General features: G+C 66.2%; 24 protein-coding genes. 9 read left to right on the top strand and 15 right to left on the bottom strand.

The window, feature by feature from the left end; all coding sequences use genetic code 11:
- Positions 1-130 precede the first annotated feature (130 nt).
- Genes ACVWY6_RS07875 through ssd form a run of 4 tightly spaced genes read right to left on the bottom strand, consistent with a single transcriptional unit; the run spans position 131 to position 3,787 of the window.
- Positions 131-733, bottom strand: a complete 603-nt coding sequence (locus ACVWY6_RS07875; RefSeq protein ID WP_400724218.1) for a type II secretion system F family protein — start codon at positions 731-733, stop codon at positions 131-133.
- Positions 730-1,530, bottom strand: a complete 801-nt coding sequence (locus tag ACVWY6_RS07870; RefSeq protein ID WP_457537218.1) for a type II secretion system F family protein — start codon at positions 1,528-1,530, stop codon at positions 730-732. Before ACVWY6_RS07870 ends, ACVWY6_RS07875 begins: the two co-directional genes overlap by 4 nt.
- Complete coding sequence (locus tag ACVWY6_RS07865) at positions 1,527-2,723, bottom strand: TadA family conjugal transfer-associated ATPase (protein ID WP_457537216.1); 1,197 nt, start codon at positions 2,721-2,723, stop codon at positions 1,527-1,529. Before ACVWY6_RS07865 ends, ACVWY6_RS07870 begins: the two co-directional genes overlap by 4 nt.
- Positions 2,720-3,787, bottom strand: a complete 1,068-nt coding sequence (ssd, locus tag ACVWY6_RS07860; RefSeq protein WP_457537214.1) for a septum site-determining protein Ssd — start codon at positions 3,785-3,787, stop codon at positions 2,720-2,722. Before ssd ends, ACVWY6_RS07865 begins: the two co-directional genes overlap by 4 nt.
- Positions 3,788-4,217: 430 nt before the next feature.
- Here ssd and ACVWY6_RS07855 point away from each other — a divergent pair, with 430 nt between their 5' ends.
- Positions 4,218-5,054, top strand: coding sequence for an HAD family hydrolase (locus tag ACVWY6_RS07855; protein WP_116916555.1), 837 nt, complete (start codon positions 4,218-4,220; stop codon positions 5,052-5,054).
- 466 nt (positions 5,055-5,520) lie between these two features.
- Here the strand turns inward: ACVWY6_RS07855 and ACVWY6_RS07850 are convergent, their stop codons facing one another.
- Together ACVWY6_RS07850 and ACVWY6_RS07845 are read right to left on the bottom strand one after the other, a co-directional pair.
- On the bottom strand, positions 5,521-6,267 hold the full coding sequence (locus ACVWY6_RS07850) for an oxidoreductase (protein ID WP_457537212.1): 747 nt from the start codon (positions 6,265-6,267) through the stop codon (positions 5,521-5,523).
- Between the two features lie 72 nt (positions 6,268-6,339).
- The gene (locus ACVWY6_RS07845; protein ID WP_030169041.1) at positions 6,340-7,182 is read right to left on the bottom strand and encodes a helix-turn-helix transcriptional regulator; all 843 of its coding nucleotides are present in this window, start codon (positions 7,180-7,182) and stop codon (positions 6,340-6,342) included.
- Between the two features lie 170 nt (positions 7,183-7,352).
- Here ACVWY6_RS07845 and acs point away from each other — a divergent pair, with 170 nt between their 5' ends.
- Positions 7,353-9,296: an acetate--CoA ligase gene (acs, locus tag ACVWY6_RS07840; RefSeq protein WP_400724200.1), complete on the top strand. Its 1,944-nt coding sequence runs from the start codon at positions 7,353-7,355 to the stop codon at positions 9,294-9,296.
- 29 nt (positions 9,297-9,325) lie between these two features.
- Here the strand turns inward: acs and ACVWY6_RS07835 are convergent, their stop codons facing one another.
- Positions 9,326-9,832, bottom strand: a complete 507-nt coding sequence (locus tag ACVWY6_RS07835) for an SRPBCC family protein (RefSeq protein ID WP_457537209.1) — start codon at positions 9,830-9,832, stop codon at positions 9,326-9,328.
- Between the two features lie 250 nt (positions 9,833-10,082).
- On the opposite strand from ACVWY6_RS07835, the gene ACVWY6_RS07830 reads away from it, so the two are divergent.
- A complete protein-coding gene (locus tag ACVWY6_RS07830; RefSeq protein WP_030169033.1) occupies positions 10,083-10,604 on the top strand; it encodes a phage holin family protein in 522 nt (173 codons plus the stop codon).
- A 3-nt stretch (positions 10,605-10,607) separates the two neighbouring features.
- A complete protein-coding gene (locus ACVWY6_RS07825; protein ID WP_457537207.1) occupies positions 10,608-11,537 on the top strand; it encodes an alpha/beta fold hydrolase in 930 nt (309 codons plus the stop codon).
- Between the two features lie 6 nt (positions 11,538-11,543).
- On the opposite strand, the gene ACVWY6_RS07820 is transcribed toward ACVWY6_RS07825, so the two are convergent.
- The 4 genes from ACVWY6_RS07820 to nth are packed head-to-tail and all read right to left on the bottom strand — an operon-like array spanning position 11,544 to position 14,877.
- The gene (locus ACVWY6_RS07820; RefSeq protein ID WP_457537205.1) at positions 11,544-12,743 is read right to left on the bottom strand and encodes a MarP family serine protease; all 1,200 of its coding nucleotides are present in this window, start codon (positions 12,741-12,743) and stop codon (positions 11,544-11,546) included.
- Positions 12,740-13,480 carry an NUDIX hydrolase gene (locus ACVWY6_RS07815; RefSeq protein ID WP_457537203.1) on the bottom strand — a complete coding sequence of 247 codons (741 nt, stop codon included), beginning with the start codon at positions 13,478-13,480 and terminating at the stop codon, positions 12,740-12,742. Before ACVWY6_RS07815 ends, ACVWY6_RS07820 begins: the two co-directional genes overlap by 4 nt.
- On the bottom strand, positions 13,477-14,193 hold the full coding sequence (locus ACVWY6_RS07810; RefSeq protein ID WP_400724187.1) for a TlpA family protein disulfide reductase: 717 nt from the start codon (positions 14,191-14,193) through the stop codon (positions 13,477-13,479). The genes ACVWY6_RS07815 and ACVWY6_RS07810 overlap by 4 nt, the downstream gene beginning before the upstream one ends.
- Positions 14,194-14,196: 3 nt before the next feature.
- On the bottom strand, positions 14,197-14,877 hold the full coding sequence (nth, locus tag ACVWY6_RS07805) for an endonuclease III (protein ID WP_235189468.1): 681 nt from the start codon (positions 14,875-14,877) through the stop codon (positions 14,197-14,199).
- Positions 14,878-15,133: 256 nt separating this feature from the next.
- Here nth and ACVWY6_RS07800 point away from each other — a divergent pair, with 256 nt between their 5' ends.
- Positions 15,134-15,382 (top strand): hypothetical protein, encoded by a 249-nt coding sequence (locus ACVWY6_RS07800; RefSeq protein WP_023956440.1) that lies wholly within the window; start codon positions 15,134-15,136, stop codon positions 15,380-15,382.
- A 168-nt stretch (positions 15,383-15,550) separates the two neighbouring features.
- On the top strand, positions 15,551-16,225 hold the full coding sequence (locus tag ACVWY6_RS07795) for a Crp/Fnr family transcriptional regulator (protein ID WP_023956441.1): 675 nt from the start codon (positions 15,551-15,553) through the stop codon (positions 16,223-16,225).
- A gap of 73 nt (positions 16,226-16,298) precedes the next feature.
- Here the strand turns inward: ACVWY6_RS07795 and ACVWY6_RS07790 are convergent, their stop codons facing one another.
- Entirely contained in the window at positions 16,299-17,105 is an 807-nt protein-coding gene (locus ACVWY6_RS07790; RefSeq protein ID WP_457537200.1) for an MBL fold metallo-hydrolase, read from the bottom strand.
- Positions 17,106-17,203: 98 nt separating this feature from the next.
- On the opposite strand from ACVWY6_RS07790, the gene hypB reads away from it, so the two are divergent.
- Positions 17,204-17,995 carry a hydrogenase nickel incorporation protein HypB gene (gene hypB, locus ACVWY6_RS07785; RefSeq protein ID WP_457537198.1) on the top strand — a complete coding sequence of 264 codons (792 nt, stop codon included), beginning with the start codon at positions 17,204-17,206 and terminating at the stop codon, positions 17,993-17,995.
- 9 nt (positions 17,996-18,004) lie between these two features.
- Here the strand turns inward: hypB and ACVWY6_RS07780 are convergent, their stop codons facing one another.
- Positions 18,005-18,469 (bottom strand): RidA family protein, encoded by a 465-nt coding sequence (locus tag ACVWY6_RS07780; protein WP_062795117.1) that lies wholly within the window; start codon positions 18,467-18,469, stop codon positions 18,005-18,007.
- Positions 18,470-18,475: 6 nt separating this feature from the next.
- Positions 18,476-18,640: a DUF4177 domain-containing protein gene (locus ACVWY6_RS07775; protein WP_023956445.1), complete on the bottom strand. Its 165-nt coding sequence runs from the start codon at positions 18,638-18,640 to the stop codon at positions 18,476-18,478.
- Positions 18,641-18,776: 136 nt separating this feature from the next.
- On the opposite strand from ACVWY6_RS07775, the gene ACVWY6_RS07770 reads away from it, so the two are divergent.
- Positions 18,777-19,787, top strand: a complete 1,011-nt coding sequence (locus ACVWY6_RS07770; protein ID WP_030169011.1) for an ArsA-related P-loop ATPase — start codon at positions 18,777-18,779, stop codon at positions 19,785-19,787.
- Positions 19,787-20,881: an ArsA family ATPase gene (locus tag ACVWY6_RS07765; protein ID WP_062795116.1), complete on the top strand. Its 1,095-nt coding sequence runs from the start codon at positions 19,787-19,789 to the stop codon at positions 20,879-20,881. Before ACVWY6_RS07770 ends, ACVWY6_RS07765 begins: the two co-directional genes overlap by 1 nt.
- A 45-nt stretch (positions 20,882-20,926) precedes the next feature.
- Here ACVWY6_RS07765 and ACVWY6_RS07760 read toward each other — a convergent pair whose 3' ends face one another.
- On the bottom strand, positions 20,927-21,244 hold the full coding sequence (locus ACVWY6_RS07760) for a WhiB family transcriptional regulator (protein WP_030169006.1): 318 nt from the start codon (positions 21,242-21,244) through the stop codon (positions 20,927-20,929).
- Positions 21,245-21,442: the final 198 nt, after the last annotated feature.

The raw sequence follows: 21,442 nt of genomic DNA, 5'->3' as shown, positions 1-21,442 counted from the left end.
AGTACTCGGCGGTCGACATCCCGTCCTCGTCTGTCATCAGCAGCGACGCGCGGGCCTGCGCTTCTCGAAAGACTCTGTTCATCATGGTTTCTCCCCCTTTTTCGTGCCGCGGTGATTCCGCGGCAAGTCTTCACAGCAATCCCCCGCCGAACACCGGCCCGGCCAATCCGATGACCACCGGCACGATGCCCAGACAGACAAAGGCCGGCAGAAAACACAGACCCAGCGGACCGCTGATGGCGACACCGGCGCGCTCGGCTGCCGCGGCCGCGCGGTCTTGCGCTTCGGCCCGCTGACCGTCGGCCAACTCCCCGAGGCCACGTACCGGTGATGATCCGGCACGCGCCGAACGCCTCGCCATGGCAGCCAGAGCCTGGGCGGCCGGATCCGCATCGTCGGGAACGGCCCACGCACGCAACGGGTCCGCGCCCAGCGAAAGGAGGTCGGCGGCCTCGGCGAGGGTTCTCCCCAGGGCCGGTGGCGCCGAGTCCGCCACCACGCGGGCCGCCGTACCAACCGGGAGTCCCGACCGCAGGCACACCGCGAACAGTTCATAGCTCGCCGCCGCGGCGAATGGTTCATCGCCGCCCTTCTTCTTTCCCAGCCATCGCGGCTCCCGATCACGGGGTGTGCGAGCAGGCGGACCGACAACGCGATAGGTGCGCCACACCGGACCTGGTATCAGCCACACTCCACCCGCCCCGGCGACGGCGGCGATCACCCACGGCGTCACAGGGCGGTCACCTTGCCCACGATCCTGCGCGACCACAGCAGGCCGCAACACACCAGAGCCACCCCGACCACCAGCAGCACGCCACCGAGGCCACCACCGAGCAGCACCGACAGCGGAGCCGCCCCGATGGCCTGCCCCAACACGATCCCGAGGACGGGCAACAACGCAAGCACCAGTGCGGTGGCCTTCGCACCGGCGAGCGCAGCTCTGGTTCGTTCCCGAAACCGGTTGCGGGCCATGAGGTCCGACCGCACGGACGTCAGGAGTTCGGCCATCGGCAGTCCGTACTGTTCCGCGGTGCGCCACGCCACCGCGACCCTGCGCCACGACTCGCGCTGATTGCTTTCAACCTGCTCGATGCCATCGGCGACATCACCCCCGAGAGCGGCCCGACCGGCCATCATCTGCAACATCTCGAAGGTCGCCGCGCGATCGACACAGTCCTGCGCGGCCTGCCGGCACGCATGAGCGGGGTGGGCACCGACCCGAAGCTCGGCGATCATGACCTCGAGCGCTGCCAGCAGCCGGGCCATCTCGGCTGCCGCGTCGCTCTCCCGTCGTCGCGCCACCACCGCCAGGTAGGTCATCGCCGAGGCCATGCCGGCTGCGAGTGCGGCTGCCGGGCCGAATACCGCCAACGCCGCCACCGGTGCCGCAACGGTGAAACACGCTGCAGGATCCCCGATTCTTCGACGGGGAGGGCGGGCTGTCCCGGCCAGCTCGGTTGCGCGCAGATGCTGCGGGGTACGAGGCCACATCAGCAGAGCGACCGCAACAGCGGCGACGACGGCGCTCACCGGCGCAGCCTAGAGCTCAGGAGATCGGCGAGATCCGTTGCCGCTTGTGCGAATCCGTCATCTCGATCCCAGACCGGCTCGATCTTGACGAGACCGTCGTCGCCGCGGCGGACCAAGCCGATCTCGGCAACGCCCCGGGCCCCCGAGGCGTCGCGGAAGACGCCGATCACGACGGAGATGGCTGCTGCCAGCTGACTGTGCAACGCCGGTCGGTCCATGCCACCGAGCGCGGCAAGCGCCTCCATCCGCGCGGGTACCTCCGCAGTGGAGTTCGCGTGCAGTGTTCCCGCGCCACCGTCGTGTCCTGTGTTCATCGCTGTGAGGAGGTCGACCACCTCGGCGCCGCGGACCTCGCCGACAACAATGCGATCGGGGCGCATGCGCAGCGCCTGGCGAACCAGCGCGCGTACCGGAACCTCCCCCGCACCTTCGACATTGGGCGTACGGGCCACCAGCCGCACCACATGAGGATGGCGCGGGGCGAGTTCGACCGCGTCCTCGACGCACAGAATGCGCTCGGCCGGATCAACTCGGCCGAGCAGAGCCGACAGCAGGGTTGTCTTTCCCGCACCGGTCCCCCCGACAACCAGGAAGGCCAGTCGGGCGTCGATGATCGCCTCCAGAAGAGTCGCCGCCTCCGCGGCGATCGCACCCGCCGCGACCAACGCGTCGAGGTTCTGCGTGGCCGGCCGGAGAACTCGCAGCGACAGACACGTGCCGTCGACGGCGATGGGCGGGATGACCGCGTGCAGGCGCACGTTGTAACCCCGCCTGCCGACATCGGTGAGTTGACCGTCCACCCAAGGCTGCGCGTCGTCGAGGCGTTTGCCCGCGGCGAGCGCCAGCCGCATGGCCAGTCGCCGGACGGCATCGTCGTCCTCGAACTCGATCGTCGACGGCTGCAGCCCGTGGCCTTGGTCGACCCACACCTGTTTCGGGCCGACCACCAGGATGTCGTTGACCGTCGGTCCTGCCAGCAAGGTCTCGAGCCTTCCGGCGCCCACCAATTCGGTTTGCAGGAACCGCAGGGCGTCAAGGAGATCGGTGTCGCCGAGGACCCCACCGGCTTCTTCCCGGACCACCGCCGCCATCACCTCGGGGGTCGGGTCTTGTGCGGTCGCGGCCAGCCGTTCCCGGACACGGGTCAGCAGAGCCGCTCGAGTGGTGCCGGCTACATCGGTCCGAGTGGTCATCTCCGCCCCCGACGTGAGTCGACGCCACGCTGGAGCACGGCTTCCGCGGTCCGCCGCAGCGGTGATCGCCGACCGAGTACAAGGCCGCCGGACTCGAGTTGCCAAGGGACTTTCGGGTCCGACCGCGTCGCGGCGAGCAACGGGAGACCGATCACCTCGGCCACCTGCCGGGCCCGCAGACCTCCCGGGGCAGGGCCACGGACCACCACTTCCAGTCGCCCGCTGCGTGAGCCCATCCGTCGCGCCACCTCCCGGGTGGCCGCGCACGACCGGATGGTCGCCGAGCAGACGACCACAACGACGTCGGACGCCTCCACCACGGCCGCCGCCAGCTCGTCATCTCGCCGGGGCAGGTCGGCGACCACCACATCGCCGTGTGTACGGCAGGCGTCGATCGCGGCGAGCGCCGCCTCGGGACGCACAGGCTGCGCGGATCCTCGGCGGCTGGTCAGGACGGCCAGGCCACCGCGCGCGTGGGGCAGGGCGGCGTGGAGTGAGTCGGCTGCCACCTGGCCGCTCTCCAGAGTCAGTTCCTGCCAGCGAAGGCCGGGTTGGTCCTCGATGCCGAGCATCAGGTCCTGACCGCCACCCAGATCGTCCAGATCCAGGAGTAAAGCGTCGGCGCCCTGCTCGGTCGCCAGCAGCCCGACGGCGGCCGCCAAGGTCGATGCTCCGGCGCCGCCGTGCCCAGCCAGCAGAGCGACCGCAACACCGGATGGGCCGGTGGGTGTGCGGATGCGCGACAGGGCGGAGACGACGGCGTGCTCGTCGTCGGGCAGGACGAATCCGTCCTCGGCCCCGAGAGCCAGCGCCGTGCGCCACATGTCCGGTCCATTGCCCGTCAGCCCGACCACCATGACGCCGGGTCGGCGGGGCAGGCCGGCCGACAAAGTGGCGTCCACAGTGGTCGCGTCGACGAGCACAGCAGTGGCCTCGGACCACTCCCGACGACAACGCTCAGGTGCCGCACGCCACACCTGATAACCGGAGGCTGCTGCGACACGCGCAACGTCATCGGCGACCTCGGACGAGACCATGACGAGCACGCTGGGTGATTCGGGCATGGACTCAGCATCGGGTACGGCACCGACCGGTGAACCTGCCCGAACCCTCCATCTGTGGATGGCCGACGGTCTGTGGACAACCCGATCCGTCAGCCGATCGAGCAGGCACCACACGCCACACAGAACAGCAGGTCAGAGGGGTAAATGCAGGGGATGATCGTGTGGGGCAGATGACCGACATACCCCGGAAATGGGGACGACCCCGGCCAGGGGGGGAGGAGGCCAGGGTCGTCGCGTTCAGCCCCGGGGGGTCGGGCTGAAAGCCCCGGATCAGGTCCGGGTAATGACGACTATACACAAAAACTCCGGATTGATTGCAACTTCAACCATTTGTTTTTCGTCATGCCGATCCGGCATCGTTAACGGCCTCCGCTGTAGTCCGAACCGATGAATCCGCGCCCGGAATGGACGGCCGACGTACCCTCGACACGTGACTTATTCCTGGCCCGCGGACGGTGGTCCGGAATCCACTTCCGGCCCGCGGATCGCCGCCTTCTTCGACCTCGACAAGACCATCATCGCGAAGTCGAGTTCGCTGGCGTTCTCTCGCCCGTTCTTCGACCAGGGGCTGATCAACCGTCGCTCGGTACTCAAGTCGTCGTACGCCCAATTCATGTTCTTGCTGTCGGCCGCCGACCACGATCAGGTGGAGCGGATGCGCAAACACGTCACCGAGATGTGTACGGGGTGGGACGTGGATCAGGTGTCGTCGATCGTCCGCGAGACGCTGCACGACATCGTCAACCCCTTGGTGTTCGCCGAAGCCGCGGACCTCATCGCCGGCCACAAGGCCCGGGGTCACGACGTCGTGATCGTGTCCGCCTCGGGAGCCGAGATCGTCGAACCGATCGGCGAGATGCTGGGCGCCGACTATTCGATGGCCAGCCGGATGAAGGTGATCGACGGCAAGTATGCGGGCGAGGTCGAGTTCTACTGTTACGGCGAGGAGAAGGCCGCGGCGATGAACGAGATCGCCGAGTCCGTCGGCTACGACCTCTCCCAGTGTTTCGCCTACTCGGACTCGATCACCGACCTGCCGATGCTGCAGGCGGTCGGCCATCCCACCGTCATCAACCCCGACCGTGCGCTGCGCAAGCAGGCCACCGCTCTCGGCTGGCCGATGTTGTCGTTCACCAAGCCCATCTCGATCCGCGATCGCCTGCCCAACACACCGTCTCCCACCGTGACCGCTTCGGCGGCAGTCGGTTTGGGCGCGGTGGTCGCCGGCGCCCTCACCTATTCGATCCTCGCCCGCAAGCGCCACTGACGCGCGACGCACCTGAGCCCACCGCAAACACGAAAAACGTTTCCGCCCAACGGGAAATGTCAATCTCGAATTGATGTGCCCGAGGTCTTGATGTGACCGCGGTCACGGTGTAGAAAGTAGTTACGGAAAGCGCGGAAAGCCAAGTTCGGGCCGGAAGAGAAGGATCGGACTCCTGACCGCGCACTCCCAGCACGGATACCGAGCACCCACGCGCAGCACGCCGCGGGAGGCACCAGGTTGCGGGCCTGCGAGATCCGGCGTCGAGTTCGAGTGAGTTCCTTTGGGTGGGAACGGCTTCGAAGCGGCGGCGGAACACTACGCCTAGGTCATCCCACACAACCACCAAAGCACGCTTGGTAACTCGGATCCGTGCTAGCGGGCGGCGATCGGAACGCAGAGGCGAACCGGTACGCCGCCCGCAGCGCGTTCGGAGCAGGTCAGCGCGTTCAGAGCAGGTCGACGACGCTCATCGCGCGGCTTCGGCAATCGAGTTCGCCTCTGCGGCACCGGCTTCGAGAGCATCACAGCACAACAGCACCCATTCCCGGATACGGTCGGGGTCTCCGGAACCGAAGGCGGTCGAACTGTCGCGGTACTCGCGCACGCGCTGGAACCACGTCACCTCGGGCACGCCCAGGTTGTGTGGATCGAGTCCGCTGCTGGTGCAGACGAGCCGCGACGCCGCGCGTGCAACGATCCCGTTCGCGTACGTGAAGGGTTCGAGGGAGAGCAGTTCTGCATGCACCACCGCCGCCACGATGGGGGCGGGTGCTCTTGTCGCGCCGGTGATGAGCTGGGCGAGCAAGGCCAGACGCTGGCCGAGGTCGCGGTCCGCGCGGGGACGGCCCAACAGTTGCGGATTGTCGGTGAGGTCGTTCGCGGCGAGAACGTGTAGTCGCGCCAACGTCTGCAACGGTGCACGCGTCCAGGTCGACACGAACTGCGGAAGTGATTCGCCGTCGAGCGCCTGGGCCACCCGCATGGCACCCGAGAGCACGGGATCATCGAAGTCGCCGTCGCGCACCAGATCGACGCTGCCACCGTCGATGGCAGCGGACGACCGTCCGGCCCGCCACGACGCCTCCGTTGCCGTCTTCTCCCACCCGCGCAGGTTCACCGGATGCCGGTGGGCAGCGGCAAGGGCATCACGCGCTCGGTCGGCTGCCTCGATCACGCCGGGCAATTCGAGTATCGGGGCCAAGGGGTCGGTCACGAGAGGCCAGCGTACTGGGCCGAGATGGCGTGCCCGGCCGGGATGCGGTGGCGAGAGCAGCCGGCCGGGGAGTCAGATCAATTCCAGGACGTGGCCGGCGGCGCGCGCTTTCACCACCGCTTCGTGACGGGTGCGGGCACCGAGACGAACCATGGCGGCCCGGAGGTAGGTCTTGACGGTGTCGACGGTGAGGCCGAGACGATCGGCGACCACCCTGTTGCCGAAACCCATTGCGACCAGCGACAGCACCTGTAGCTGGCGTGGCGTGAGTGCGATTGTCGGCTCGACCCCGGACCGGTCGACACTGGTGATCTGATCGACGAGTCGGCCGATCCGGCGTCGGGTCTGCTCATCCTCGGCACCTGTCGCGATGTCGCGGAGCTCGTGGATCCAGTCGGGGATCGGCCGCTGAGCCTGCTCGCGTGCTGCGATCGCGGCGACCCGGCGGTCCACCTCGTCGCGGATCCGCAGTTCGGTGCCGATCCGGCCGGCCTCGAGCGAGAGCGCATCCATCGCGTGCTCGCCGAGAAGTCCTCCGCCACCGCGCCAGCCGCCGTACAACAGCCCTCTGACCGCGCCGTCGACGACAATGGGGGCCGCAGCCAGGTCGGTGATGCCCTCACCGAGGATCTGGTCGTCGAAGTCATGGGTGATCTCGCTGGCCGACCCGTAATCCCGAACCATCTTGGCCCGCTTGTTCAGCCAGGTCAGCCCACCGAGCCCACGTTCGGGGGTGACCGTGATGGTTCGCAGGGCAGCGGTCTGGTGACCCACCGACTCGGTGACCTGAATGACGTCCCGATCGCGCAGACCTGCGAAGACCACCGGGATCCCGGCTGTCTTACGCAGACGCGCACTCGTGGCACGCACCAGTTCACGATCACTGGGGCGGAGCACGCTGTTGTCTGGACTCATCTGCACTATCCACTTTCGGGGCTATTGCCTCCGATGATGCCGCAACCATCATGTGGTGTACAACACAGCGACCGCGCGTCTGTGACGGGACCGAGCACAGCGGCACGTGGATCGGTGTCCGGATCGGGCTCGCCCATGCAGGTCGGGCAGCCAGTACGAAAGGGCAGAAAATGAGTGAAGGAATCGCGCAAGCGGCGTACCCCCCACCCCCGGCGTTCGTCGAGCAGGCCAACGCCGGACCTGAATTGGCCGAGGCAGCCGAGGCCGACAGGCTCGCGTTCTGGGCCGAGCAGGCCCGCCGACTGCACTGGGACACCGACTTCACCGACGTCCTCGACTGGTCTGGCGCACCGTTCGCCAAATGGTTTGTCGGCGGCAAACTCAACGTCGCATACAACTGCGTCGACCGTCATGTCCTCGAGGGCAACGGCGACAGGGTGGCGATCCACTGGGTCGGCGAGCCGGGCGACTCCCGCGACCTCACCTACAGCCAGTTGCTCGCCGAGGTGAGCCAGGCCGCGAACTACTTCGTCGAGATCGGCCTGGTCGCCGGCGATCGCGTGGCCATCTACATGCCGATGGTCCCCGAGGCGATCGTCACGATGCTCGCCTGCGCACGTCTGGGACTCACACATTCTGTTGTCTTTGCAGGATTCTCGGCCGGCGCGCTACGGTCGCGGGTCGATGACGCCGAGGCGAAGTTGGTCGTCACCACCGACGGCCAGTACCGCCGCGGCAAGCCTGCGCCGCTCAAGGCCGCGGTCGACGAGGCACTCGGCAGCGGGGACGACGCAGCGAAATCCGTCGAGCACGTCCTGGTGGTCAATCGCACCGACTCCGACATCGACTGGACCCCGGGCCGGGACGTCTGGTGGCACGAGACGGTCGCCAAGGCCGAGAACGTGCACACGGCAGTGGCGCACGACGCCGAGCACCCGCTCTTCCTTCTGTACACGTCCGGTACCACGGGCAAGCCCAAGGGCATCGTCCATTCCTCGGGCGGCTATCTCACGCAGGTGAGTTACACGTTCCACAACGTCTTCGACCACAAGCCGGGCAAGGACGTGTTCTGGTGTGGCGCCGACATCGGCTGGGTCACCGGCCACAGCTACCTCGTCTACGGTCCGTTGTCGAATGGCGCCACCGAGGTGGTCTACGAGGGAACGCCCAACTCCCCCACCGAACATCGCCACTTCGAGATCATCGAGCAGTACAAGGTCACCACCTACTACATCGCCCCCACCCTGATCCGCACCTTCATGAAGTGGGGCAGGGAGATTCCCGACGCCCACGACCTGAGTTCGCTGCGTTTGCTCGGCAGCGTCGGCGAGCCGATCAACCCCGAGGCGTGGCGCTGGTACCACGAGGTGATCGGCGGCGAGCGCTGCCCGATTGTCGACACCTGGTGGCAGACCGAGACCGGCGCGATCATGATCTCTCCCCTCCCCGGGATCACCTCGACCAAGCCGGGTTCGGCGATGTCCCCGCTCCCCGGCATCAGCGCGAACATCGTCGACGACAACGGCGAACCGGTCGGCGCGGGCGAACAGGGCTTCCTCGTGCTCGACAAGCCGTGGCCGTCGATGCTGCGCGGCATCTGGGGTGACGAGGAACGTTTCCGCGACACCTACTGGTCGCGATTCGCCGAGCAGGGTTGGTATTTCGCAGGCGACGGCGCGCGTTACGACGACGACCACGCCCTGTGGGTCCTGGGCCGGATCGATGACGTGATGAACATTTCCGGACACCGGATCTCCACCGCCGAAGTCGAATCCGCGCTCGTCGGACACCACAGCATCGCCGAGGCCGCCGTCATCGGCGCCGCCGATGCCACCACCGGCCAGGGCATCGTCGCGTTCGTGATCTTGCGGCAGGGCCAGGAGGACACCGGCGACCAACTGGTCAAGGAACTCAAAGACCAGGTCTCCAAGGACATCTCGCCGATCGCCAAGCCACGCGAGATCTACGTGGTGCCAGAACTGCCCAAGACCCGCTCCGGGAAGATCATGCGACGGCTGCTCAAGGACGTCGCCGAGGGACGCGAACTCGGTGACACCTCGACACTGGTCGACCCGTCGGTGTTCGACAACATCCGCCGCCGCAAGGCCGACTGAACCCGAGGGGCGCCGGGTGGTGGCTGCTGTCAGCTCAGCTTCGAGAAGTGCTTGACGGTATCGGTTTCCAGGGTTGCGAACGTCTTCTGCGTGATGGGCAACGCGAACCTGGAGGTCTTTGCCATCACCCCACCCATCTCGATGGCGAACGACCATGTGAAGCGGCTGCCACCTCCCGACGGCTCCACTTCACTCAACTCACCGAAGCGACGGAGACTGGGCACATTGGACTGCTCCACGTAAAACGCGTTGCGGTAGGTGCCCGCCTCACGGTCTTCGTCCCAGCAGAAGAACCTCTCCGACAGTTGCGCGTACCCGGGTGCCAACTGGGCCCTACGGGTTGTCCCCACGCCGTAGGGCTCCGGGGAGGTGAACGTGATCGACTTGATCACCCGGCACCAGTCCAGGGTGTTCTGCCTGGTCAGCTCAGCCCACGCCCGCTCAGGAGGCACCGGGAGGTTGACGCTGAATCGGTGAGTGATCGGGGCGGTCTGAAAAAAGTCCAGCTCGAACGGTTCCATGGGGTAGGTCGGCATGCCATTCCTTCGTGGTCGGGGGTCGGTGGTGTCACCCGATCGACCGGACGGCCCCCGGGTGCACCACCCGACAGTTAACGCGTGCACCACCCGACAGTTAACGCATCTACGGCGCCTCGCGCCCGTAGAAAGGTCCGATGAACCTGCAATCGGGTCGGGCATGGCAACATAAGGCCTACTAACCCCGGCGATGCAGAGATGAACGTCCGGGATGGACTCGGGCGTGGTGTCCGAGGATGGAGGAGTTGCAGTGACGCTGGACGACCGCCCTTCGGGAGATGTTCCGCCGAACGTCTCGTCGATTCCGTTGTCCGACCCCAATGTGCGCCCCGGCGGCGACCCGAGTGTCGGTGGTCTGGTCAAGGACGCCACCACGCACTTGTCGACGCTGTTCCGCGCCGAGGTCGCACTGGCCAAGGCCGAACTGACCGCCGAGGCCAAGAAGGCCGCAGTGGGTTCGGGCCTCATCCTGGTCGCGCTCACCGTGCTGCTCTACGCGAGCCTGTTCTTCTTCTGGTTCCTCGGGGAACTGCTGGACGAGTGGCTGCCTCGCTGGGCCGCGTTCGGCATCGTGTTCCTCATCCTGCTGGTCCTGGCGATCATCACCGGATTCATCGGTTATCGGGTGTTCAAACGGATAACCGGTCCGAGTAAGACGATCGCATCGGTTCAGCGGGTGCCCGAAGTGCTGCCCACCTCCGGGCACGACGGAGTCCACCCCGGTGCAGACCTGAGCAAGCCGTCCGGCTCGCACAAGGTCCTCAAAGGCTGACATTTGGCGCCCCCGGACCCGTCGACCGTTCGATTCGCGGGACCGTGGCATCACCATGATGTCCGCGCGAACGGCGTGCGCCTGCACGTCGTCGAATGTGCGGACACACCCACCAACCGGCCCCTGGTGCTCCTCATGCACGGCTTCGGGGAGTTCTGGTGGAGCTGGCGTCACCAGATCGCCGCACTCACCAACGCCGGGTTCCGGGCCGTGGCCGTTGATCTGCGCGGATACGGCGACAGCGACAAACCGCCTCGTGGCTACGACGGATGGACACTTGCCGGTGACACGGACGGCCTGATCCGCGCGCTAGGCCATTCCGACGCCACCATCGTCGGACATGCCGACGGCGGTCTCGTCGGATGGGCGACCGCGACCCTGCATCCCCGGTCGGTCCGCTCGATGGCGGTGATCTCGTCACCGCATCCGCAGGCGCTGAAAAACGCCAACATGCGAGAGTCGACCCAACGCAAGGCATTTCTGGGTGGGTTGCTTCGAGCCCAGATCCCACGGACCGCGGAGCGTGACCTCACCCGCGACGACGGCGCGATGGCCGAGGAACTGATGCGACGTCGGTCCGGGCCGGGGTGGCCACGCACCGACGACTTCGTCGATGCCGCCAAGCGCAACCGCTCGGCGGTGCAGATACCCGGTGTGGCGCACTGCAGCCTGGAATACCGGCGCTGGGCCTTCCGGTCCCAATTCCGCCCGGACGGTTACAAGTTCCTCCAGCTGATGGACCGTCGCCTCCAGATCCCGGTCCTGGCCATGCACGGCGAACTCGATCGCTACATCCTCCGGTCCACGGTGGCAGGCAGCGCCAAATGGGTCGACCGGCTCGACTTCACCGAGGTCACCGGCAGCGGCCACTACGCACATCAGGAAAACCCCGACGAGGTCAACGAACTGCTGATCGAGTTCGCCGGGCGCTGACGGCGGCTACCCCGAATGCACGCAGGACTGCGTGTCGACCGCGGTACTCAACCGTTCCGATTCGGCGAGGCCCGGCTTGACCTGATCGGCCGTGAGCACAAATCCGGTTTCGCTGGCCGGGTCCTCGGCGGCCCCGAAGACCACGCCGAGGACGTCGCCGTCCGAGTTGATCAGCGGTCCGCCGGAATTGCCCTGCCGGATCGAGCCGCGCACCGTGTAGACCTCCCGCGTCACAGCAGATCCGGGGTAGATTCCCGGGCCGCGGAGCTGGATGACCTCGCGGACACGTTCGGCGCTGGCGTTGAAGGGCCCTGCCTCGGGGAAGCCGAGGGCGATCGCGTCCTCGCCGGTCTTCGCGAGTTCGTCGGCGAAACGTAGCGCCGGCGCCTGCAGGCCCGGCACGTCGAGCACCGCGATGTCGGTGTTCGGGTCGAAGTAGACGACGGTGGCGTCGAACTGGTCGCCTGAGGCCACCACGTGCAGAGTGGTCGTTCCGGCGACGACGTGCGCGTTGGTCATCACCCGCTCTGGAGAGACCACGAACCCACTGCCCTCAAGCGCCTGATTGCAGCTGGGCGCGACGCCCTCGATCTTCACCACACTGGGACGGACCCGACCGATCACCGGCTGTTCGAGCAGTCCCTGATCGGGGGCTTCGACACTCGTGATGGGCGTGCGGCCGAACGGGCCGATGGCCTCCTTGAGCCCGGAACCTTCGAACATATCCCAGAACTCGCGTGGCATTCGCTGCATCCACTGCGGCGCAAGCGAATTGACCTCGTCGATGACTTTCGATTCGCTCACCGCGCCGGCGATCTGGGGCTGGGCCGACGTGCTGATCGGGGTGGCGAGCACCCATGCGGCGAGCAGGACCGCGACCGCCTGGAGCAACGATCCGATCACCGAGTCGATGCGTCGCACCGAGAGGGTGCGGATGCTGCTTCGCGCGGCCCGTCCCAGCACCATGCCGGAGATCTCCCCGACGATGACCAGCGCGACGAGCAGGAGCACGCCGGCGACGAGCCGCCATCGCTGATCCTCGATGTTCCGGATGAGGTGTGGCGCCAGGAGAACCCCCGCGGCAGCACCCAGGAGCACCCCGACAAACGCCATCGCCGACGACACCGCGCCTTGGCGGTACCCGGAGGCCGCGGCGAGCAGCGCGATGCAGATCACCAGGACGTCAACCCATGCGGCTCCGCTCACTCCTGCCCCACCTTGGCCAGCTCATCCGCGAGATCGCGGACATCCGTCTTGTCCCAGGCGATCTCCCAGCCGGCCGCCTCCACGATGGCCGCGAGCAATCCCCCGGTGAACCCCCACACCAGCATCTTCTCGACGCCGAAGGCCGGCCCCCGGTAAGGACGTCCCGGGATACCGGTGGGGCGTTGCACCTGAAAGCGGTTGCGGGGGTTGACCACATCGCGCAGTGGCACCCGAACCACCCGCGCGGTCTCTGCGAGGTCCACCACCCCCACCTCCGACGGGTCGCGCCAGTAGCCGATCACCGGCGACACCTCGAAGCCGGAGGGTGGCACGGGAAACGTGTCGAGGGTGGCGAGCAGATCGACACCGGCAGGGTTCAGTCGGGTCTCCTCGACGGCCTCGCGCATGGCGGTGCCGACCGGGAACTCGTCACCGTCGTCGCGGACGCCGCCGGGAAAGGCGATCTGCCCACTGTGATTTCGCAACGTCGGAGCGCGTTGGGTCAGCAGGACATCGGCGTCGGCCGGGATGCCACCGTGGTGGGTGGGGTCGCCGCTCCAGTCGCCGCTGAACAGGACCAGTACCGCTGCCGACCTCGGGTTCCGCATCATCGATCGCAGCAGTCGCTCGGTGACGCCGCCGCGGTCCTCGACCGACCGGGTGACCCCGTCGAGGTTCGCGGTGAGCCCACGAAGCCATGGCGGCACCTTCTCGTCCGGCACCAGAAGTCGGGTCATGCGTCGACGCCCAGATGTTGGCGCACCACATCGGCCACCTCGTCGGGCGACTCGAACACCCGCGGCAGCACTGCTGCCACCGTGCCGTCTGCGCGCACGAGCACGGTCGACGGGTAGGCGCGCGGCACTCCCAGTGCCGCAGCGATCTTGGCGTCTGTGTCCACCACCGTCGGCAGGTGTACGCCGATCTCGGCGAGCAAGGTCAGCGACAGAAACGGATTCTCGGCGCCCTCTTTTCCTTGCACGGTGAGCACCCGCACCCGGTCCCCTGCCCTCTTGGCGTATTCGTCGATCACCGGCAGCTCGGCCCGGCACGGTCCGCACCAGTGGGCCCACACGTTGACGAGCATCGGGGTACCGGCCGTTGCGCTGCCCAGGTCGACCGTCGATCCGTCGGCCAGGCACGGCACGGTCACACCCGCCAGCTTCGACCCGGAGGGTGTCGGGCCCGTAGCGACCGGACAGGGCAGCAACGCGGCCTTCTCGCGGCCCTTCGCCATGTCGTCCTCGGTGACCGCGGCCTCCAGCCCGGGGAGCGCGGAGCTTCCCGTCGTCGGCATCCCGCTCGGGGACGGGCCCGGATCGGATGAGTCACGTGGCCAGATCGCGACGATCAACGCCAGGACCACGACCAGCGCGGCGACGGTCCAACGGGCGGACGTCGAGAGATGAAACCGTGCGCGCGGGCGCTCGGGTTGGGTGTCCACGGGCATCGACTACAGACCTGCCAGCTTCAGGAGATGGTCGGTCTCGGGGCCCTTGACGAGCTTGGCCGCTTCCGCTTTCTCCGTGGGCCCGAGGCCGTAGGACGGGCAGTCCGCAGCCAGCACGCACACACCACAGGCGGGCTTGCGCGAGTGACACACGCGCCGACCGTGAAAGATCACCCGGTGCGAGAGGTCGGTCCAGTTCTTGCGCTCGATGAGCTCACCCACGGCCTGCTCGATCTTCACCGGATCGGTTTCGGCCGTCCATTTCCAGCGCTGCACCAACCTGCCGAAGTGCGTGTCCACGGTGATTCCCGGCACACCGAAAGCGTTACCGAGGACCACGTTCGCAGTCTTACGACCGAAGCCGGGCAGCGACACCAACTCAGGCAATGTCCGTGGGACCTCACCGTCGAATCGCTCGACGAGCGCCTGCCCGAGACCGATCAGCGAGTTGGCCTTGTTCCGGTAGAAACCGGTGGGCCGGATCATCTCCTCCAGCTCGGCGCGGTCGGCGCCGGCATAGTCGGCGGCTGTCCGGTAACGCCGAAACAACGCAGGCGTGGTCATGTTGACCCGCACGTCAGTGCACTGCGCCGACAGGATCGTCGCCACCGACAACTCCAGCGGGTTGGTGAAATCGAGTTCGCAGTAGACGTGCGGGAACGCCGTCTGCAGCGTTCGGTCCATCCGCCGCGACCGCCGCACCAGACCGGTGCGGGTCTCGGTACCGCGCTGTGCTGCGGTCTTGCCACGCCTGGCCGGGGCCGCCCCGTTCTCGCGCACACTCACCAAATCAGGGTACGGCGGACTTCTGTGAACGGCTCTATCCGGTGGTCGACCGACGGACCTCGCATGGCGACGCGTGGTCCGCGTCGCGTCAACGACGTGCATTCAGATGCAGATCGTGTCTCTTCTGAGACCTGCGTTGTGTTAACTACTCCCCATGCACGGACTCGCCGTACTTCTGTTCCCCGCAGTTCTCATGCTCTTCGCGTTGGCGATGGAGCGCCTGGAGAACCAGCTCGAACGACTCAACGTGCGACCGAACGATGTCGAGGAGTTCCTCGAGTCGGCTCAGCCCGAGCAGATGGACACGCTGGCCCGGTCGGGCTTTCCCGCGGCGCTCGACGAGTTCCGCGATCGGAGAGTCCCCACCACGGTCGAGACCGAGCATTCGATCCGCGCCAGCTGACCACCGAAACCCGCGAGCGACAGGCGTGATCGCTCGATGAGGGGTAATTAACCTGTTTCGCACCCGATACCCGTAGACTGGATGACGGGTGACGAACACAACACATCGACCGTGTGACCGGCCCCAAGTTTTGAACGTGGTCTGGCTGGACCCTAGAAAGGGGCGTAAGTGGAGGAAGTACTGGCGCGGGCGGGCATCTTCCAGGGAGTGGAACCGACGGCCGTCGCGGCATTGACCAATCAGCTTCAGCCGGTTGATTTCCCACGGGGCCACGTGATCTTCAACGAAGGTGAGCCGGGTGACCGGCTCTACATCATCTTGTCCGGCAAGGTGAAGGTCGGTCGTCGTTCCATCGACGGCCGCGAGAACTTGCTGACGATCATGGGTCCCTCCGACATGTTCGGCGAGCTCTCCATCTTCGACCCCGGACCACGCACGTCGTCGGCGACCACGGTCACCGAGGTCCGCGCCGTGTCGATGGACCGCGAGGCTCTGCGTTCGTGGATCGCGGATCGGCCTGAGATCGCCGAACAGTTGCTGCGCGTCCTGGCCCGCCGATTGCGTCGCACCAACAACAACCTCGCCGACCTCATCTTCACCGACGTGCCCGGCCGTGTGGCCAAGCAGCTGCTGCAGCTGGCACAGCGTTTCGGTACCCAAGAAGCCGGTGCTCTGCGAGTCACCCACGACCTCACGCAGGAAGAGATCGCCCAGCTCGTGGGCGCCTCCCGCGAAACCGTCAACAAGGCGCTTGCCGACTTCGCCCAGCGCGGATGGCTGCGACTCGAAGGCAAGAGCGTCCTGATCGCAGACTCCGAGCGGTTGGCTCGCCGCGCGCGGTAGAACAACGTGGAAAACCGCCCCGATCGCTGATGCGGTCGGGGCGGTTTTTTTGTTGTCTCTGCTGCTTTGCCCGCTACTGCTCGGCCAGGTAGGCCAGCTGGGTCTTGACCGACATCGTGGCCGCAGGCCACAGTTTCTTGTCGATGTCGGTGTACACCTTCTTGACCACTTTCTTCGGCTTGGCTTCTGCGGCACTCACCCCAAGTTCGGCCAGCGCGGCACGTACCTGATCGACCCGCTCTTCGCGGTGCGCTTTGTAGTGGCGGGCCAGCGGGATCACCTCGGCATGATCGGGCCCGTGCCCGGGCAGCAGCACGCAATCGTCACCCTCGACGATGATGCGGTTGAGCGAGTTCATGTAGTCGCGCAACGTGCCGTCTTTGGGATCGAGCACGGTTGTCCCACCACCGAGGACGGTGTCTCCGGTCAGCATCGCCTTGCGTCCGTTGTGCTCGACGAGAAAACTCACCGAGTCGCCGGTGTGTCCGGGTGTGTGCAGCACAGTGATCTTGAGGCCAGCGGCCTCGATCACCTCCCGGTCTTGGAGTGGACTGCCGTCGCGGGTGTACTTCTCGACCCGTGCCCGCACGGGTGCGCCGGTGAGTTCACGGAAGAACTTGATCGCGCCGGTGTGGTCGGGGTGGCGGTGGGTGACCAGCCCGAGAACCACATTGCCCTGCGCGACAACGTTTTTGACGTGCTTCTTCTTACCCTTGGGACCGGGGTCCACCACCACACAGTCTTTGTGACCGGGCGCCCGCAAGATCCAGGTGTTCGTGCCGTCGAGTGTCATCATCCCCGGGTTGCGGCACAGCACAACCGACGCGAAATCGGTCACCGGACGAACGACACCGTACGCAGGATGCTGCGGTTCACTCATGACGATCAGGCTATATCCTGCACTTGGCGAAGGCAGGGTCGACTCTGTCGGGTCGCTGCGGGTGCACGAACCGGCTACAAAGAGGCGAGGCGCAGACGATGGGTAGATTCCACCGCCACGACGAGACACACACCCACGCCGACGGGACAACGCACAGCCACGAGCACACCACCCCAGGCCATTCCGACCACGGCGACCACAGTGGCTACGACACCGGCGCCGAACGCATCGATGTGCTCGAGGCGATCTTCACCGAGAACGGCGTGCGTGCCGACCTCAACCGGGCCGCATTCGACGGCGCCGGGGTACCCGCGATCAATCCGATGAGCTCACCGGGTTCGGGCAAGACCGCCATCTTGTCGGCCACCCTCGACGCCATGCGAGCGGACGTGCGCATCGGTGTCGTCGAAGGCGACATCGCCACCGACCTCGACGCCGCACGGCTCGCCGACAAGGGCGCCCAGGTCTCACTGATCAACACTGCCAACGGGTTCGGCGGCGAATGCCATCTCGATGCCCCGATGGTGAACCGCGCGTTGCAAGATCTCGACCTGCAGACGCTCGATCTGGTGATCATCGAGAACGTCGGGAATCTGGTGTGTCCCGCAGAGTTCGATGTCGGCGAGCACGCCCGCGCAATGGTCTATTCGGTGACCGAGGGTGAGGACAAACCTCTCAAATATCCGCTGATGTTCAGCCGGGTGCACGTGATCCTGCTGAACAAGATCGACCTCCTGCCCCACCTCGATGTCGAGTTGCAGGCGTTCCTCGACACCATCGCCCAGACCAACCCGCGCGCACGCGTCATCCCGGTCAGTGCACGCACCGGAGAGGGACTCCAGGAGTGGTTCAGTTGGGTCCGTGCACTGGTCGAGCGTCGCGCAGGCTGACGACGAGGGTCAGACCTCGACGATCAACTCGATCTCCACCGGCGCCCCGAGTGGCAGCTCGGCCACTCCGACCGCAGACCTGGCGTGCGCGCCGGCCTCTCCGAAGATCTCGCCCAGCACGTTGGACGCACCGTTGATGACCTGGGGCTGACCGGTGAAGCCCGGGGCCGAGGCCACGAAGCCGACAACCTTGACGATCCGCTTCACCGAGTCGATTCCCACCAGACTGTCCACTGCCGCAAGCGCGTTCAGAGCGCAGACGCGTGCGGCCTCGGTTGCCTCATCCGGCCGGACAACACCTTCGGCGCCCTCGGACACCTTGCCCTGCACCGTCAATTCGCCACCGAGCAACGGCAACTGGCCCGCGGTGTATACGAGGTTGCCGGTCTGGACTGCCGGCACGTACGCGGCCAGTGGTGCCACCACCTTGGGCAGCACGATGTTCAGTTCGGTCAATCGCTGCGACCACGTCATGACGGATCAGCCCTTGGCGCGCTTCAGGTAGGCGACGTGCTGCTCGCCCGTGGGTCCCGGCAGGACGCTGACCAGCTCCCAGCCGTCAGCACCCCACTGATCGAGGATTTGTTTGGTGGCGTGGGTCAGAAGGGGGACGGTGACGTACTCCCAAGCAGTTGGCTCGCTCATGTGCACACCCTATCTCTCCGGTAAGTGTTCGGGCCGCGTACGTTCACCAACCCGGACATCCCCTGATGACAGGGGTGAAATACGCGTACTGCACGGTATGGTCTTCGGCCATGACCAACGTGGATATGGTGAACCCGTGACAACAGAACAGCCCACGGGCTATCGCTGGTCAGAGGCCGCTGCGAAGGCGCGCCTGCACTTCGTCTCCGGCAAGGGCGGGACCGGAAAAACCACTGTCGCGGCCGCTCTCGCGCTGACACTGGCCGCCGAAGGCAAGAAGGTCCTCCTCGTCGAGTGCGAGGGACGTCAGGGCATCGCGCAGATCTTCGATGTTCCGCCCCTTGCCCCCACCGAGACCAAGGTCGCCACCGCAGAAGGCGGCGGACAGGTGTGGGCACTGGCGATCGACATCGAACACGCGCTGCTCGAGTACCTCGACATGTTCTACAACCTCGGATTCGCCGGCCGCGCCATGCGCCGCATCGGTGCCATCGACTTCGTCACCACCGTCGCGCCGGGGCTTCGCGACGTCTTGGTGACGGGGAAGATCAAGGAGACCGTGGTCCGAACCGACAAGCGCGGCAACCGGATCTACGACGCGGTGGTGGTCGACGCACCTCCGACGGGCCGGATCGGCAACTTCCTCGACGTCACCAAGGCCATGGCCGATCTGACCAAGACCGGCCCCTTGCGCAACCAGAGCGACGGTGTGGTCAAGCTGCTGCACTCGGACCAGACCGTGGTGCATCTGGTGACGTTGCTCGAGGCGATGCCCATCCAGGAGACCATCGAGGCGGTCCGCGAGCTGGAGGGCAAGAACCTCACCATCGGGTCGGTGATCGTCAATCGGGTGTCGCCGCACCATCTGCCGCCCGAGTCGATCGGCGACATCGCCGACGGCGTCATCGATGCCGCCGAACTGCGCGCCCAGCTAGACAAGTCGGGCCTGAAGTACACCGAGGCCGACTTCGAGGGCCTGCTCACCGAGACCATCGAGCACGCCAGTCGGGTGCAGGCGCAGCTCGAGGCCGGTGCCGAACTCGATGCCATGGAACTCGACAAGCTGCAGCTGCCCGCGTTCGACGATGGCGTCGACCTCGGCGGCCTCTACGAAATCTCCGAAATCCTCCAGAAGGCTGGTGCCTGATGCCGATCGACCTGAAAATGGGCGCAATTCTCACCGACCTCGGAACCAAGGTCGTGATCTGTTGCGGCGCAGGCGGAGTCGGCAAGACGACCACCGCCGCGGCAATGGCCGTGTACGCCGCCGAACGGGGACGCAAGGTGGTTGTCCTCACGATCGACCCCGCCAAGCGGCTCGCGCAGTCGCTGGGTATGAACGAACTGACCAACAGCCCGCAGCCGGTCAAGGTCGACGGCGAGGGCACCCTCGACGCGATGATGCTCGACATGCGCCGCACCTTCGACGAGATGGTGACGCAGTACTCGACGCCTGAACGCGCCGAGGCGATCATGAACAACAACTTCTATCAGACAGTTGCCAGCTCATTCTCCGGCACGCAGGAGTACATGGCGATGGAGAAGTTGGGACAGCTTCTGGCGCAGGACGATTGGGATCTGGTGGTGGTGGACACCCCACCCTCGCGCAATGCCCTCGACTTCCTCGACGCGCCCCAGCGTCTCGGGTCGTTCCTCGAAGGCCGGCTGATGAAGATGCTCGTGGGCGGCGGTCGCGGTGTGGGCCGGGTCGTCACCGGTGTTGTCGGACTTGCCATGAAGGGCATCTCGACCATCATCGGCGGCGAGACGCTGCGCGACGTCTCGGTCTTCGTGCAGTCACTCGACTCGATGTTCGGAAGCTTCCGGGAACGGGCGAACCGGACCTACAACCTGCTCAAACAACCCGGCACCCAATTCGCCGTGGTTGCGGCGGCCGAACCGGACGCGCTACGTGAGGCCGCGTTCTTCGTCGACCGGCTCTCCGAGGAGAAGATGCCGCTCGCCGGCCTGATCCTCAACCGCACCCATCCCAACCTCACCGCGATCGGCGGGAGTACCGCCGAGGCGGCGGCAAACAATGTCGACGACCCGCTGACCAAGGCGGTCCTCACGATTCATTCCGAACGGGCGACCACCGGCAAGCGCGAACTGCACCTGCTGCACAGCTTCACCACGTCGCATCCAGCAGTCCCGATCGTGGGCGTGCCGTCGCTACCGTTCGAGGTCGCCGACATGACCGCACTACGTGCGGTGGCCGAAGAGATCACCAGCAAAGGCTGACGCCGCCGCCCGGCAGGGCGACGGCGTCAGGATGTTCGCGAAAACTCAGCCAACGCTGGTGATCTGCCTGCGACGCTGCGTCTCGAAGAACGTGCTCCACGAGGTGACCTCGGGATGCTGGCGCAGCAGCGCTCGACGCTGACGTTCGGTCATGCCTCCCCAGACCCCGAACTCAACGCGATTGTCGAGTGCATCTGCACCACACTCGAGCTGGACTGGGCAATGACGGCAGATCGTTGCAGCCTTGCGCTGGGCGGCTCCACGGACGAACAGCTGGTCAGGATCGACCTCGCGGCACCGTGCCCTGGCCACCCAGGCCAATCTTGCTTCGTTCTCTACCGTCGCAGCTGCCGCTTTTGCCATTACGATCCCCTGTCTGAAGCACAATATTGACGTCCGCCGCCACATTTAAGACTGAATGTTACGTGTGTCACATTCAATTACGACCAATGTATGGACCACACTTACGCACCGTCAAGACCTGGAATGAAAAAAGTGGCACTTGCGTGCAAACCGAGTGCGACGATCTGGCCTTTGCGCCGCTCGGTGCCACCTGAGAAG

This window comes from Williamsia sp. R60 (assembly GCF_054063855.1).
Note: the sequence above shows the minus strand (reverse complement) of the source record. Positions and strands in the feature narration are given on the sequence as shown.

What these genes read in the sequence shown, in the direction of transcription:
- ACVWY6_RS07815 (WP_457537203.1), bottom strand. Translation starts at nt 13,480, where the DNA reads ATGACCCGACTTCTGGTGCCGGACGAGAAGGTGCCGCCATGGCTTCGT.
- ACVWY6_RS07800 (WP_023956440.1), top strand. Translation starts at nt 15,134, where the DNA reads ATGCACGGACTCGCCGTACTTCTGTTCCCCGCAGTTCTCATGCTCTTC.
- ACVWY6_RS07780 (WP_062795117.1), bottom strand. Translation starts at nt 18,469, where the DNA reads ATGACGTGGTCGCAGCGATTGACCGAACTGAACATCGTGCTGCCCAAG.
- ACVWY6_RS07760 (WP_030169006.1), bottom strand. Translation starts at nt 21,244, where the DNA reads ATGGCAAAAGCGGCAGCTGCGACGGTAGAGAACGAAGCAAGATTGGCC.
- ssd (WP_457537214.1), bottom strand. Translation starts at nt 3,787, where the DNA reads ATGCCCGAATCACCCAGCGTGCTCGTCATGGTCTCGTCCGAGGTCGCC.
- ACVWY6_RS07765 (WP_062795116.1), top strand. Translation starts at nt 19,787, where the DNA reads ATGCCGATCGACCTGAAAATGGGCGCAATTCTCACCGACCTCGGAACC.
- hypB (WP_457537198.1), top strand. Translation starts at nt 17,204, where the DNA reads ATGGGTAGATTCCACCGCCACGACGAGACACACACCCACGCCGACGGG.
- acs (WP_400724200.1), top strand. Translation starts at nt 7,353, where the DNA reads ATGAGTGAAGGAATCGCGCAAGCGGCGTACCCCCCACCCCCGGCGTTC.
- ACVWY6_RS07865 (WP_457537216.1), bottom strand. Translation starts at nt 2,723, where the DNA reads ATGACCACTCGGACCGATGTAGCCGGCACCACTCGAGCGGCTCTGCTG.
- ACVWY6_RS07775 (WP_023956445.1), bottom strand. Translation starts at nt 18,640, where the DNA reads ATGAGCGAGCCAACTGCTTGGGAGTACGTCACCGTCCCCCTTCTGACC.
- ACVWY6_RS07835 (WP_457537209.1), bottom strand. Translation starts at nt 9,832, where the DNA reads ATGCCGACCTACCCCATGGAACCGTTCGAGCTGGACTTTTTTCAGACC.
- ACVWY6_RS07810 (WP_400724187.1), bottom strand. Translation starts at nt 14,193, where the DNA reads ATGCCCGTGGACACCCAACCCGAGCGCCCGCGCGCACGGTTTCATCTC.
- ACVWY6_RS07790 (WP_457537200.1), bottom strand. Translation starts at nt 17,105, where the DNA reads ATGAGTGAACCGCAGCATCCTGCGTACGGTGTCGTTCGTCCGGTGACC.
- ACVWY6_RS07845 (WP_030169041.1), bottom strand. Translation starts at nt 7,182, where the DNA reads ATGAGTCCAGACAACAGCGTGCTCCGCCCCAGTGATCGTGAACTGGTG.
- nth (WP_235189468.1), bottom strand. Translation starts at nt 14,877, where the DNA reads ATGGACCGAACGCTGCAGACGGCGTTCCCGCACGTCTACTGCGAACTC.